The organism is Mariniflexile sp. HNIBRBA6329 (assembly GCF_043558645.1).
Classification (GTDB): Bacteria; Bacteroidota; Bacteroidia; order Flavobacteriales; family Flavobacteriaceae; genus Mariniflexile.
The window spans coordinates 108,016-123,278 of the sequence record NZ_JBIFXS010000006.1; the positions used below are offsets into that span (position 1 = coordinate 108,016).

The 15,263-nt window shown below is 36.1% G+C and carries 7 protein-coding genes; all 7 read right to left on the reverse strand.

From position 1 onward, the window contains the following. Nucleotides 1-8: 8 nt before the first annotated feature. The gene (locus ACGK9U_RS09350) at nucleotides 9-3,062 is read right to left on the reverse strand and encodes a sugar-binding domain-containing protein (RefSeq protein WP_394466110.1); all 3,054 of its coding nucleotides are present in this window, start codon (nucleotides 3,060-3,062) and stop codon (nucleotides 9-11) included. 11 nt (nucleotides 3,063-3,073) lie between these two features. Beyond that, nucleotides 3,074-4,528, reverse strand: coding sequence for a sulfatase (locus ACGK9U_RS09355; RefSeq protein WP_394466111.1), 1,455 nt, complete (start codon nucleotides 4,526-4,528; stop codon nucleotides 3,074-3,076). Nucleotides 4,529-4,642: 114 nt separating this feature from the next. Further along, nucleotides 4,643-7,336, reverse strand: a complete 2,694-nt coding sequence (locus ACGK9U_RS09360) for a glycoside hydrolase family 2 TIM barrel-domain containing protein (RefSeq protein WP_394466112.1) — start codon at nucleotides 7,334-7,336, stop codon at nucleotides 4,643-4,645. Between the two features lie 28 nt (nucleotides 7,337-7,364). After that, nucleotides 7,365-8,957: a sulfatase gene (locus ACGK9U_RS09365; RefSeq protein ID WP_394466113.1), complete on the reverse strand. Its 1,593-nt coding sequence runs from the start codon at nucleotides 8,955-8,957 to the stop codon at nucleotides 7,365-7,367. Nucleotides 8,958-8,971: 14 nt separating this feature from the next. Beyond that, nucleotides 8,972-10,456: a sulfatase gene (locus ACGK9U_RS09370; RefSeq protein WP_394466114.1), complete on the reverse strand. Its 1,485-nt coding sequence runs from the start codon at nucleotides 10,454-10,456 to the stop codon at nucleotides 8,972-8,974. A gap of 9 nt (nucleotides 10,457-10,465) precedes the next feature. Beyond that, nucleotides 10,466-13,231, reverse strand: a complete 2,766-nt coding sequence (locus tag ACGK9U_RS09375) for a glycoside hydrolase family 78 protein (protein WP_394466115.1) — start codon at nucleotides 13,229-13,231, stop codon at nucleotides 10,466-10,468. Between the two features lie 98 nt (nucleotides 13,232-13,329). Next, on the reverse strand, nucleotides 13,330-15,237 hold the full coding sequence (locus ACGK9U_RS09380; RefSeq protein ID WP_394466116.1) for a hypothetical protein: 1,908 nt from the start codon (nucleotides 15,235-15,237) through the stop codon (nucleotides 13,330-13,332). Nucleotides 15,238-15,263 lie beyond the last annotated feature (26 nt).

The window sequence follows — 15,263 nt, forward strand, 5'->3', positions numbered from 1 at the left end:
TTTTATATTTAATCTACAAACATTTCATCAATAAAAGGGCCGCTTTCCCCAGTTGTTTCTAGCCTAATGCTATTGGCCCCCGACTTAAACACCACTATTGTATTTACAAATGCCCAATTTTGAATCCATCCGCCAGTAGCTTTAAATTCAAAGGTCTTAACGTAGGTATCGTTTACAAATAATTTCATTGGATATTGCTTGTCCTTGTCATTATGCATATATCTAAATCGGATACTAAAATCGCCCGCTTCACCATCGTTTTCTTGATAAAAAGTGATGCTCCCTTCTTGATTGTTGAATTTAACAAAACCCGTTCCTTTAAAATGTTGCGCATCGTTACTGGCTTGTGCGCCACCCGTTAAAATTGCTTCTTCTGCGGAAATGTTGACACCACGGCCTTTCCACATATCCACTAAATGTTCATCGCCCCAAAAAATGCCTTCGTTAGAACCAAAAGTTTCTTCCATGGCAAACACCAGTTCTCCATTCTGTTTTACTATGGATTTGATTGTGGTATTGTCTTTTACTTCAAAAGGTTTCGTATAAATCATACCTTCTTTTAATGGGTCAGCTCCATTAGTAGTGTATAAAATTTCGAAATTCGATTTTGAAGTTTTCCCAATCACGGCTATTTCTTTTACATCAATTGTAATTTTATTAGAAAGAAATAAGGCTTTGTCTCCCAAAATAGAAGCTGTGATAACCGATGCCTTTTTGGCATTGTCCTTTTCTCTTAAAAACAGGCGTCCTTTCCCAAAAAACAAGGTTCTAAAATCAGATTTTGTGCGACTAATGGAATCGATAGGATTTCCGTTTTCCATGGAAACTTTCTCCACATCACCAGTAATAGCATAATAGACTCTGTTCTCTCCATAAGGATACGGCGTGTTGTTGGCGTCCAATGCTTCAGAAGTTAAAATATAACTGGCACTAAAACCATCTTCAGTATCCAACTTTGTAAGACTATTTTTTAATTGTGAAGGCACTTTGCTAGTTACCATGGAAGTTCGTTTTACTTCCTTTCTGTTTTTATAGGCTACAGCCTCTAAGTTACCTTCTTCGTAAGGCACCATCCATTCGCATTGCATCTCGTTCCAAACGGTACCGGGTTTGTCTTTCCCTAAGGATTTTCCGTTTAAAAATAATTCAACTTCATCGGCATTTGAATAAACCCAAACTGGAATAACGGTTCCTTTTTTCATTCGAGGATGCGTCCAATGCGGTAAGATATGCACCATGGGCTCTTTGGTCCATTGACTTTGATAGAAGTAGTACAAATCTTTTTCAAAACCCGCTACATCAAGCGCACCACCCATAAACAAGTTAAAAGGAAGTCCCCCATGAACCAATCCGGCTTCGCCATAATAATCGAAACCTGTCCAACGGAAATGCCCACTATGCCAAGGCGTATCGCGCATCACTTCCCAATTTTTTCTTGCTGAAATTCGAACCGTAGCATTATCATAAGATGAATTATAGCGTTGTTTTCTATTCTTCCATTTTTTGGGGTCTAAACCTTCATAAAAGAAGATTTCTTCCTCGGTTAAATTAGGTAATTCATAAGTACCTGGTAATTCGTTATCGCGCCACCAAGTATGTGTTCTGTAATAACCTCTGGTTTGCCAAGTATGTGGTGCTTCGGTTGAAACAAAAGGCTTATCAAAACGAGCCGATTCTAAAAACAATTTGGTTTCTGAACCACCATTAATGCCTGTGATTTCCATATCCTCAGGATTACCTGCTCCGGAAGAAAATAATCGCGTTGGGTCTAAACTTTTACCAAATTTCACCAATTCTGGTGCGACAGCACTGTGCGTTTCATTACCTAAACTCCAAACAAAAACACTAGGATGGTTGCGGTCTCTGGTAATCCATTCTTGCATATCGCGTTGCCACCATGCATCAAAAGCTTGTTTTCCGTAATCTTCGGGCGCTTTTTTGTGCCAACCATCAAAAATTTCATCCATCACCAACAACCCAATTTCATCACAGATATCATAAAACATAGGTGGTGTTGGATTGTGCGACGGACGAATGGCATTGATGCCCATATCCTTTAACAATTGCAATTTCCAACGTAACATTGGTTTTGTCCATGCGCCTCCAACAGGGCCGCCTTCCCAATGTTCACAAACGCCCTTTAATTTTACATTTTCGCCATTTAACCAAAAGCCTGTTTCGGCTTTCCATGCTACGGTTCTAAAACCAAATGTGGTTTTTACTTCGTCTAATACTTGCTTATTTTTTATAATTTGAGTGCGTAATTGGTACAATAAAGGTGTTTCTGGACTCCATAATTTAGGGTTTTCCACTTGAAGAGTTAGAGTACCTTTAGCATCCTTAATTTTTTGAGAGGTTGTTTTTAAAACCTTTCCTTCAGGAGATAGAATTGTAACTTTACATTCCTGCTTTTCAGAAATATTGACAAAATCAACTTTAACTTCCACAGTAGCTTGAGACGTTTCAATTTCTGGTGTTGTAATAAACACCCCATTGGGCGCAATATGTGATTTGTTCACTTCAATCAAGCTAACGGGCGCATAAATACCACATGGATGATACCAACGGGCAGAAGGCTCTAAACTGTTATCAACCCGAACTGCTATCGTATTTGTACCTTCTTTTAAAAATTTTGAAATATCGTAACGAAAGCTAATATAACCATAAGGTCGCTTCCCTAAATACTGGCCATTAATCCAAACTTCGCTATTCATATAAACACCGTCAAAATTGATATAGGTAGTTTTAGAAAGGCTATTTTTGTTAACGTTAAACGATTTTCGATACCAGCCAATACCACCATCATGATATCCACCTCCTTGACCTTGGTCGCCACCTTTCCGAACGCCTTTTTCAAAAGACCAATCGTGTGGTACGTTTAATTTATTCCACGAATTATCATCAAAAATCTCATTGGAATATACTGCTTTATCATCTAATATAAAGCGCCAATTATTGTTGAAATTGGTTATGCTTCGTTGAGAAAAGCAGGATATAGAAATCAACAAAAAGGCAATACTTTTTACTATTTTAAAATAAAAGTGATATGTTTTATTCAGCATAATTAATCAGTTCAATTTTTTCTTGGTTCGTCATTTTGCAAAAAAGGCTTGGCATTTCTAGGAAACTGCGATTCTAATAGTTTTTTCAAATGCCCTTCTTCCTTTTTGTATTCTGGATTTCCTGAAACGTTTTCAAATGACAACAGGCTGTTTTTATGTTCGTATAATTCTGCCGCTAACACCTCATGGGTTTTAGCATCTCGCCATTCGGTATAACGCCATTGGCCATCTGTGGCGGTACAACCCATTATGTTTGTACCTCTAGGATATACACTTGTAGCAACAGCATCCCAGGCCATATTGGGATTATCAATTACTGGCACTAAACTTTTTCCATCAGAAGCAGGACCTTCCAAACCGCAAACTTCTACCAATGTTGAAAATATATCCACGTTTTCTACCAAAGCATCAGAGGTAACACCCGCCTTTCTTCCTTTATGACTGGTTTCCCTACTTATTATTAAAGGTACGCGAACATCAATCTCTACATTAGAATGTTTGCACCACGCCCCATACTCACCGATTTTATAACCATGGTCGCTCATAAAAACAATCATGGTATTTTTGCGTAAATCTAAATCTTCCAAAGTCTTCATTACTTTTCCAACTTGCGCATCTATATAACTTACCGAAGCGTGATAACCATGGATTAAAGTGCGAGTTAAATCATCATCTAAATCGCCTTCTTGAGGTATGCCATAATACCCCTTTAATTCTCCCCAATTGGTTAATGCCAATCGATAGGCGTCTTGTGGTTTTTCCCTTGAAGGGATTGCAAACTTGTTTTTATCATATAAATCCCAGTACTTTTTTGGGGCGTTAAAAGGAAGGTGTGGTTTGCTTAAACCTACAAACATTAAAAATTTTTCATCTTTAACTTTATGCAAGGTTTCGATAGCATTATTTGCAACACGACCATCTTTGTATGCTTCGTCTTCCACATCGGCATCTTCAAAAGCAGGACCATTAAGATTTTTATTGCCTTCTTTTTTAAGTTTTTCTAATAATGCAATGTTCTCTGGTTTTAAATAACTATTGCCATCTTTTTCAAATTGGGTAGTCCAACTTTCTTTATCGTCAAATGAATGATGATAAACCTTTCCTAAACTTATCGTTTTGTATCCGTTTTCTTTAAAAAGTTGAGGCATGGTAACCACATCTTTATGCACTTTACGCAGCGGTGTAAATATGCTATAAATACCAAGTGTTTCTGGACGCAAACCCGTTAATGTACTCATTCTAGATGGCGTACAAATGGCCTGTTGGGTGTAAGCTTTGTTAAACTGAACACCTTCGCTGGCAAGTTTATTTATGTTTGGGGTTATAGCTGTTGGACTGCCATAACAACCTAATTCTGCTCGTAAATCATCTACATAAAATACAAGGACGTTGGGCTGTTGTTTTTGGGCAAAACTACTTAGTGTGAAACTGAATAGAATTAAAAAATTTAAAATGAATCGTTGCATTTGAAAATTTATTTTGTTTTAAAATTGTTATTTTTTTTTATCTGTGTGTTAAGTATCGTCCTAATAATGAGTCCCAAACGAACGTGTTTTAAAAACGAGAACTAACGGCCGCTTTTATAATTTCTTATAGATTTCAATGGCATTTAAAACAGGTTCACCTACAATCTTTTTAAAATTGACGATTAATGGTTCTCCTGATTTTACAGGTACTTCCGTTTTAATTTTTACGGCACGGTATTCACCATATTGCCCTAATAAATCCATTTTATCTATAATTTTTTTATCGTTAACAGTTACGGAATAAGTACGATTTGTAATTTTTGTTTCTTGCTTGGTTTCTTCGGTCAAATCGTACGGTAAGTGTTTTGCTTTAGTGCCTTCTAATTCTGCAAAATGTAATGTAATTTCATACACACCCGCTGGCACATCAAAACGATACTTGTCGATTCCCACTAATTGGGTTTGATATATTGGGTCGTTAAAGGTTCCTTTTATAGTTTGTTTTGCGCCATAAGGTTGTTGCATATTTTTTTCTGGTCGCACATAGGGTTTACCACCAATATGTCCCCAACTTCCCGGGGTATATGCTCTGTCGAACATCCATGCTTGGTCTATTTTATCGTCGTAAAAGAAGCGTTGATCGCCTACATTGATTGAGATGCCTCCAGCAGGGAAATTTTTTAATGATATTGGTAGCACATTTATAAGGATTTCGGAAAAATCCTCTAAATAGGTACCATTTGTAGTTTTAGTAACCAGTTTATTGATACCATTTACAAAAGGTACTTCAAAAATTGCAATTTTATCTACAACAGACTTAATACCCAGACTTTTGCCATTTAAAAGTAATTCAATTTCTTGTTGGTTAGAAAAAACTTGAACTGGCATTGTTGAAATTCCCAATCCTTCTTGGTCTTCAATATAAGTACGCTGTCCCCAGGTTTTAGTAGCAATAGCAACAAAAGGCTCTTTTAATAATGATGCCTGATAATAGAAAAATACATCTTTAGGTTTTCTATCTAATCCTACCAAACCTTTATTATTAATACTTTGAACAGCATCGATACGTCCTTCAGAATTAAAATCGGCATAATTCCATACATTGACACCCGCTATAAAATCATTTTTTGCAAAATATTCTAAATAATATTTATGATATTCTATGCCATATTCCTGTGTAAAATCAAAACGTGTTGGAAACAAGGTATGTAATCTTGGATCTACTCCAGCTCCATACTCTGTAATAATCATTGGCTTTTTAACGAATGTATGAATTTCTTCAATTTTTTCAGGAAGTAATTCGTACGAACCACCATACCATCCGTTGTAAATATTCCATCCTACAATCATAGGAATATCTGTTAATCCTGCTTTACTATAACGTTCTAAACTATTATGGTTAGGAATCATGGTGTATCGATACGGATCTTCAGCGCGGGTTAAATCTTCAATTTTTTGTGCTAAATCTTTAATATACATTGTATAAATTTCATAGCGCGCCTTATCGTTTGTGAATTTAGGATGCAAAATAACTTCGTTCATATAAGCCCAAATAATTAAACTTGGGTGATTATAATTTTGACGAATCATTTCCAATTGGGCGCTTAAACAGTTTTGGGCAAATGCTTCGCTTTCGGTTACTGTATCTATAATTGGTGTTTCTACAGTTGTTAAAATACCAAAGCGGTCGCACATTTCGAGAATTCTAGGGTCTTGTGGGTAATGAGCTATTCTTAAAAAATTACTGCCCATTGCCTTCATTCTTAAAATGTCTTCTACATGAATATGGTCTGGAACCGCATTGCTGATATCTTTATAGTCTTGATGGCGGTTAGTACCGATTAACTTTAAGTATTCCCCATTTAAAAAGAAGCCTTTTTCTGCATCAAATTTAAACCAGCGAAAGCCCAAAGGATTTGCTGATTCATCTAGCTTCTGATTCGTTTTTGCATCGTATATTTCGCAAACTACTTTATACAAATTAGGTGTGTCTGGCGACCACAATTGCGGATTTAAAACGGGTTTTAATTCTAAATTAAATTCATTAGAAATTCCAGCTACTAATTTTAATGTTGTTGTTTTTACCTGAACAAGTTCCTGTTTTGGACCGTAAACACTTGTTAACAGTTTTACTTTTTTCGTGGAAGCTTCATCATTTTTAATCTTCACCTTTAAATTTACATTTCCACTTTCGGCAGATACTTTTGGCGTCGTAATAAAAACACCATTTGCCGCATCATCTACAATATCGAAGTGAACTTTTTCTGATACTATTAAATTAACATCACGATAGATACCTCCAAAAAAGGTAAAATCGGCACGTAATGCAGGCCAGTCTTCGTTTTCTGAATTATCAGCTTTTACAGTTACTTTAAAAGTGGTAAACTCATTTGCTTCATTAAATTTTATAAAATCTGAAACAGGCACTACAAAACGTGTAAAACCACCAATATGTGTTCTAGCCAATGTATTGTTTATGTATACTTCAGCTGCGGTTGCTATGCCTTCAAAGAAAAGAAAAACTTCCTTTTCACTAAATGAAGTTGGAATTCTTACTTCTTTTGTATACCATCCTGCTCCACGATAAAAACCTGCTTCTTCATCTAACACATCTTCAACATTCCAAGTATGAGGTATATCGACCAATTCTGCTTTATCTTTTTGTAAATTAAACTGATTAATTTCTTGTATAGAATTGTCTTTAATAAAATGCCAAGATTCATTAATGGTATATTTTATTTGGGCGTTTATCTGTGTTATAAAGGTTGTTAATACCAATGCCGAAATAATTAATACGCCTTTTTGCATGCCTTTTGTTTTTAAAATTATTTAATTTCTAATCTTTAGTTTGAATACTTCCCCACCAAGTAGCATTAGGTTGCCAGTTATGCATTAACATATTTTTTCTAAGTTCATCTTGACTTTTAAAAACCTGTGCCTTTTTATTTGCTATGGCCTCCTGCTCTTTTGAGCTATCGTAAAGCGGGTCTGGTTTAGGATATTTCGCGCCAACTGATTCAAGCCAATTTAAAAGTTGACTTGCCATATCTTCTGTAAGCTTTGGCTCAAGTTTTGCTAAATTAGAGTCTTCTTGAATATCTTGCGATAAATTATATAATTCGTTGTGGTTGTCTTCCCAGAAATGTATTAGTTTCCAATCGCCTTTTCGTATTATGGAAACAGGTCTGCCACCTTGATTTCCATAATGAGGGTAGTGCCAATATAAAGGTCTTTCTTTTAACGATTTCCCTTCTAATACTGGAACAATACTTTCACCATCTATTTGTGCGTTTAAAGGCAAGGTTAAATTCGCTAAATCAAGAATTGTTGGAAAAAAATCGCTCGCAGCAACGGGAATAGCACTCTTTTTTCCGTGATTAGGCATCCAGGGTACACTAACAATAAATGGAACTCGAATACCACCTTCCCACTGATAACCTTTACCTCCTTTTAATGGAAGACAATTGGTCGAATAATTGTCTCCTGATGTAACGCCTCCATTATCTGAGGTAAAAATAACGATGGTATTTTTGTCTAAACCATTTTCTTTAAGTGCATTAAGTACCATTCCTATCGCATCGTCCATGGTTTCAACCAATCCTCCATACACGGGGTTGTCTTGATATTTTCGTATTGGCAATAAATCGCCGTCTTCAAAGCCTTGCTCTGCAATTCCAATTTTTTCGGCCTTGTTACGATATTTCGACCACTTTTCTTTTGTTGTTTGAATAGGGCCATGTACCGCATAAAACGATAAATACGCAAAAAATGGTTTGTCTTTTGATGCTTTTATGAAGTTTACAGTTTCCTTAGCCAAACGCATTGATAAATTTTCGCCTGCATCATGATTTTCTAATTGCGGATTGTTAAAAGGCGCAAAGTATCCACCTGCGGGACTACCGCTATGGTTTCCTGCTACGTTAATATCAAATCCGTATTGTTCTGGATAATGACCTTCTTCTCCCAAATGCCATTTTCCAGCAAAAAACGTGGAATAGCCCGCATTTTTTAATGTCATGGGTAATGTAATGGTATTTACATCTAAATGATCCTTATATGCTGCGGGAAGTACTTTTGTATATCGTCCTTTGTTACGCCAGTCTTTGCCAAATGGAGCGCCAATCCAGTCGGTTATGCCATGTCTAGCCGTAAATTGCCCTGTTAATAAGGTGGCTCTACTTGGACTACACACTTGTGCTCCTGCATAACCATCTGTGAATAAAACACCGTGATTTGCAATAGCATCAACATGAGGTGTTTCATAAAATTTGCTGCCCATACAACTTAAGTCAGAATAGCCTAAATCGTCAACCAAAATAAAAAGTATGCTTGGTTTTTCGATTTTTGCTAGTTGCGGATTAGATTTACAATTGAAAACAAGGATACCAACCAGCAAACAATAAACAGACTTAATTTTTAGGGTTTTCATTGCTAGAAATATTGCTATTTGCTTTGCGTAGGTGTATGAACTTTCCCTTTCCCTTTTGCCCAATTTTTAAAATCAATGGCTCTGTTTTTTTCACTCAAAGCATAGTTCCATTTTTCCATATAGTATTCTTGGGGCTTGAAAGGGTCGTTAATCTTCTTTAACTCATCATTTAATTGAGCATCTAATTGATTTTGAAGTTCATTATATTCAGGTTTATTCAATAAATTATTTATTTGATAAGGGTCTTTCACATTATCAAACAGCATACTTGCACCCTTTTGAGTTCGGGCATAGGTATATTGTTTTGTTCTAATAGCTCTATAGGCGTCATCATTAAAATTGTTTGCAAAAGGATGCACATTCATAACCAATGCAGCACGGTCTGCATTCGGGTCTGGATTTTTAATTAATTCTGAAAGGTCTTCACCCTCAATTGTGTTTGGTATAGAAATTTTTGATAATCCTAGTAATGATGGAAGTATATCGGGTGTATTAATGGGTGCATTAACCGTGGCACCTTTATTTTTTCCAATACCAGGGTATCTAATCAAAAAAGGCACTCTAATGGATTCATCCCAAGCTAATTGTTTTGTAAAAGGCTTAACACCCTGACCTCCCATCATTTCACCATGGTCTGCTGAAAATACAACTATGGTGTTTTTATCCAAATTAAGTTCTTTCAATTTATCTAATACCATTCCAATAGCTTCGTCGGTAGCGGTACAATGCGCATAATAACCTTGTAGCTCATTTAACGCTTTTTCTTTCCATTTTTCAGATACATTCGGCGCTAATTTTATACTTTCAAGCGGATACATATCTTTATATTTTTGTGGTGCACTATCGTGAGGATAATGTGGTGTAGCCAAAGAAACAACCATCAAAAAGGGATTCGTATCTTCTGCATGGTTGCTTATATATTCATTAGCATCTTTTACGATTGAAAACGGCGAATAACCTTCCCAATATTTTTTTTCAGGATCGTTATTTGCATAATAATGTTCTTTGTTATAATTATGGTCGCACTCGGCACCTTTCCAGTAATCAAAACCTTGTCGTCTTTCTGGTGCCGCATTATTTTCTCTACCATGACCATCTAAATGCCATTTTCCCCAATAGGCCGTATTATAGCCTTCTGCTTTAAAAATTTCGGCCATACACAATTCTTCTGATGGCAAATACAAATCGTTTAAAAACATGCCTGTAGTAGTTGGAAACCTTCCAGTTAGCAATGATGCTCGGTGAGGGGTACAAACCGGAGTTACAGAAACAGCATTTGTAAAGTTTACAGCTTCCTTAGCAAAATTATCGAGATGTGGCGTTTTTACATTCGGGTCGCCTGCATAACCCAAAGCAGAACCTCTCCACTGGTCGGTTAAAATATAAACAATATTCGGTTTTTTAGGCTGATTCGTTTTTACGGTCTTTTGAACTTTACCGCAACTTAGTTGCATCAAAAACAAAACCGATAATGAAATGGAAACTATATGCATTCTCATGATATAAATTTATTTAATTGTTGATTGAAAACTATAAGTGCCTGATGGTGCCAAAACTTCAAAGAAATCATTTTCCTTTTTAATCAATTTAACATTTGATTCCTGTTTAAAAACTTCACCATTTAAACGCAATTCCTCTTTTGCGTTAGCAGGTATCAAAATTGTAGCCGTTGTATTTGGAGGAATGGTTGTTTCCAATTGAAACGTGTTATTTTCTATCTTCCAAGAAGAAGACACTTTTCCGTAAGGTGTATCCAATGTTGCCGAAGCTGATGTTAATTTTTGGTTTGGTATAGGAGCAATTCTTATTTTTTTATAACCTGCTTCCAGAGGTGCGATACCTGCAACACGCTCATACATCCACTCGCCAATAGCACCATACGCATAGTGGTTTAAACTGTTCATGTTTTGAGGATTAAATCCCTCTGTTTTACTATAACTATTCCAACGTTCCCAAATAGTGGTAGCACCTTGGTTTATAGAGTAAAACCATGAAGGGTAGGTTTCGTTGAAAAGCAATTTATACATTAGGTCCATTTCTCCCATTTCGTCTAAAACCTGAGACAAAAGTGGTGTCCCTAAAAACCCGGTTCTTAAATGATTATCAGCTTCTTTTAGTTTTTCCAATAAATTGGATTTTGCATTTTTCTGTTTGCTTTCTGACAATAAATCAAACGCTAATGCTAACAAGTATGATGTTTGTGTTTCGGTAACGCCTTTAACTTTCCCATTTTCATCAAAAAACTCATTTTCAAAAGCTTTTGCTACCTTTTTATATAAGGCATCATACTTCTCAAACTCTTCTATTTTACCTAAAACCTTAGCTGTTTTTGCTGTTAAATTTGCTGAATGTGCAAAAAATGCCGTACCAATTAAACTGTGTGACGTATCTCCCTTTGTATTACCATTTTCAGGATTTGGTTGTAACCAATCTGCAAACGAATTCATATCGGAAATATATTCTTTGGAAGATGATTCGTGGTGAGCTACCCACTTTTTCATGGTTTCAAAATTTTCTTCCAACACATTAATATCGCCTGTTCTATAATAAATTTTCCAAGGAATGATTACACAAACATCCCCCCAACCAGAACTTACTTTATTGTTCTTTAATACATCTGGAACCACAAAAGGAATTCCGCCATTATCATATTGGGATTCTCTAACGCTTTTCAACCAACTCGCCCAAAAAGGATACACATCGGCATTAAACATGGAAGTAGGCCCAAAAACTTGGGCGTCTCCAGTCCATCCCAAACGTTCGTCGCGCTGCGGACAATCGGTTGGGATATCGAAAAAGTTGCCACGTAAGCCCCAAACAATATTACTTTGTAATTGATTTAATTTTTCATGAGACGATGTAAAAGCACCATTCTGCTCAAAATTTGAATATTGCACAATACCTGTAACCCAATCTTTTGAGGGCTCTTTTGAGGCATCAAATCCACTTAGCTCTACAAACCTAAAACCATGAAACGTAAATTTAGGCGACCATTCCATCGTGCCATCATTGGCTGCTATATAATAGTCGGTAGATTGGGCGCTCCTGTAGTTTTGAGTATAAAAACTACCATCTGGCGATAACATTTCGGCAAATCTAATTCTAAGCGTGTCACCCTTCTTCATTGGTACTTTTACCAACGGAACTCCTACCATATTTTGTTGTAAATCAAAAATTAAATTACCATTAACCGTTGTAACTTCTTTAGAAGCTACTTTTATTTTAGGCTTAACAGTTGCGTGCCTTTTAGGTTCTAAACTAATTGAACTATCTATATCAAATGCATTCACCGTTTTCCAATTTTTATCATCAAAACTATTCGTTGTCCAATTTGGCATTTCCAAATTAGCATCATAGGTTTCGCCATCATAAATTTCAGAAACTCGAATAGGGCCATTTGTAGTGCCTTTCCAACTTTCATCAGACAGAATAATTTCTCTAGAACCGTCTTTCATGGTTATTTCCAACTGACATAAAATTTTGGGCGATTCGGTGTCGTTCCAAAAGGATTTCATCCAACCTAAACGACCAGAATGCCAACCAGCAGCAACTTCAACCCCAATGGTATTTTGCCCTGACTCAATTAAATCTGTTACATCATACGTAAGGGTTTCTATGCGTTTATTATAGGGTGTCCAGCCCGGAGGCATCACATCATCACTTACATTTTCTCCATTCATTGCAACATCAAAAACGCCTTTAGCAGTAATATATAATCTTGCGGAAGCTATGCTGCCAGACAACTCAAAACCTTTTCTAAGATATTGAGGTCTGTGGATGATATTATCTTGACTTCCCTTTAACTGTTCTTCAGAAGTAGGCAATCCTATCCATTTTGCTTGCCAGTCGCTATTGTTTAACAACCCCATTTCGAAAGTATTTACATCACTCCAATTTGATTCTTTTCCATCTTGATTCCAATATTTAATTTGCCAAAACACTTTTTGTCGCGATTTTAATGGAGTTCCGTTATATTTAATCCATGCTGATTGTTCTGATTTTTGATTTTTAGAATCCCACAAATTGGCATTATCTGGCAACAAGTTAGAGCTAGAAGCAACAACTATTTGATAAGCTGATTGTTTTTTAACACCTTCTGAAACTGGTAATTTCCAAGACAAAGTAGGTGAAGCATCATAAAACCCAATAGGATTTTCAAAACCTTCTGAAACAAAAAGGGTTACTGGTTTTTCTAAAAGCTGTGCTTCTTTACAAGATGCCAATAACAATAGCACAACACAACTTGCTGATAATATTCTTTTACTGAAATTCATTGTTGCTTATTTTAATTTAGTTTTAAATTTATAATTTCCTAATTTTACTAATAATTCAAAAAAACATGCTTACCTAAACATTTAAAATTATACTATTTTTAAACAACTTGTAGCGTGCAAATAACCTCCTTAATTCCTTTAGGAAAAACAATTAGTAGTGGTAGTACTTCCATCCCTGGAACCTGATTAAATATGCGCTCTTTTTCCGATTTTTTTATTGCTAAAGGAACATTGGATTCAATAACAACTACGCCTTCTTTTTTATGAATTTCAATTTTAGTGTCTGAAACTTTTACAACTTTTTCACCTGTTGGAGAAATAACAGGCAATACCAAAGTATCGCCGTTTACTTCTGAAGCTATTCTTAATGCTTTTATGGTTGTTTTTTCTTTATCAAACAAATAATTGAGTGTAAATGCACCATCTGATTTTAAGGTTGCTTTATCTCTATCTGTTAGTATTGTATTGACAGAAAAATTGATTTTTTTATCTATGTCTGTCACCGAAACTTTTGCATGCAAATCTTGAATATTCGTATACCAAACATTATTAACAACACGCTCTACACGAGGTGTTAAACAAAATTCTTCACCTGGTTGTGGTTGTTGGTTGGATGGTTCCACTTCCATATATTCCACCATACTTGCCGTGAACAAAGGCCCCACTTTTTCGTGCCATAATACGGCTAACGAACCACCCGTTGCTGCTACCGAATATTTTTTCTTCCAAATTTGGTCATAACTAGATACGGTATTTCGCCATGGACCTCTAGCGCCTAACCATACATCGAGTTCTGGAAAGTGTTTTACCCCATCATTAACTTTTCTTGGAATAGGGGTTTTCTTGTTTACGTTCTTTATTTTTTCAGAATTATCTAAAACAAACGCCACATTTTTAGCATGCGCAAACGTGTGGTGCATACAAGGCTTTTCTCCATAAGATTCGTAATGTAAACCACCAGCTAACAAACCATTTACCGTACATCGTTGCAATAATTCGGTGCTTAAAATAGCCGCGGTACCAAACGCTGGATTTCTATCGGCCAACAAGGTAAAGGCTGGTTGGCAACCATCGGTTGTTCTACTTCCCCAATAGGTCCATTTGTTTTGGCGTGTACCAAAACTGTTATCCCATGCACCATCGGGCAACATAAATTCTAAATGGCCATTTAAGGACTCGGTAAGTAATTGTATTAACTTTTCATCTTTTTTATGCACCGCATATTGCACAACACCGTTTAAAGACTCTTCTACATTATAACCTATATCAATTGGAAGCAGACCTTTTTCACTTTTTTCATCATCTGGATGATCCTCACCATAGAGTAGTTTATTAGGTTCGGTTAAATATTGAGGAATTAAAAGTGCCAATTCATCACTTCTTTTTATATATTTTTCTTCATTAAAATAGTCGCCTAAAAATGACAGCGCATAAATAGCAGTAAACCGGTAATTGATATGACTGAAATGGTCATCAAATTTTAAATAGACATACTCGATGGCCCGTTTTAAACGCGCTTCCCATTTTTGCTTCATTTCTTTTGAAAGAAGATGCCCGTGATGGTGCAAAGCTTCCCCTAAGGCGATAGAACCAAAAACCGTTGTTCCGTTCCACGATTTTGGGTCTAACATGTTGGTCCAACTACCATCGGGCAAATCGACATTTGCAGACCAGTCCATTAATTTTATAGCGGCATCTAAGTATTTTTGTTCACCTGTTTTATCTGCCATATACATTAATGGATACACGGCGTCAGGACAACGCCCGTGGATATCCTCACAAGCATAACAATATAAAGCCCCATGTGTCACCGAATTATTTGGATCGTTAATTTGATCGCGTATCATAGCATCACACCAAGTGGTTAACAGGTTTAATGATAACGCTTCAAAATCAGTCGCCCCTTTTAACTCTTCGTGTTTATGTCCACTTCTACACGCATGTATAGGCAATAGCAAACTCATACTTCCTAATGCAGATAAATGCATAAAAGAACGTCTTTTCATTTTTTGAAAATTTAAATTTTTAATCG

Bases quoted from the DNA above. Each gene is read 5' to 3' on its own strand.
- ACGK9U_RS09380 (WP_394466116.1), bottom strand. From the start codon at position 15,237: ATGAAAAGACGTTCTTTTATGCATTTATCTGCATTAGGAAGTATGAGT.
- ACGK9U_RS09375 (WP_394466115.1), bottom strand. From the start codon at position 13,231: ATGAATTTCAGTAAAAGAATATTATCAGCAAGTTGTGTTGTGCTATTG.
- ACGK9U_RS09360 (WP_394466112.1), bottom strand. From the start codon at position 7,336: ATGCAAAAAGGCGTATTAATTATTTCGGCATTGGTATTAACAACCTTT.
- ACGK9U_RS09370 (WP_394466114.1), bottom strand. From the start codon at position 10,456: ATGAGAATGCATATAGTTTCCATTTCATTATCGGTTTTGTTTTTGATG.
- ACGK9U_RS09365 (WP_394466113.1), bottom strand. From the start codon at position 8,957: ATGAAAACCCTAAAAATTAAGTCTGTTTATTGTTTGCTGGTTGGTATC.
- ACGK9U_RS09350 (WP_394466110.1), bottom strand. From the start codon at position 3,062: ATGCTGAATAAAACATATCACTTTTATTTTAAAATAGTAAAAAGTATT.
- ACGK9U_RS09355 (WP_394466111.1), bottom strand. From the start codon at position 4,528: ATGCAACGATTCATTTTAAATTTTTTAATTCTATTCAGTTTCACACTA.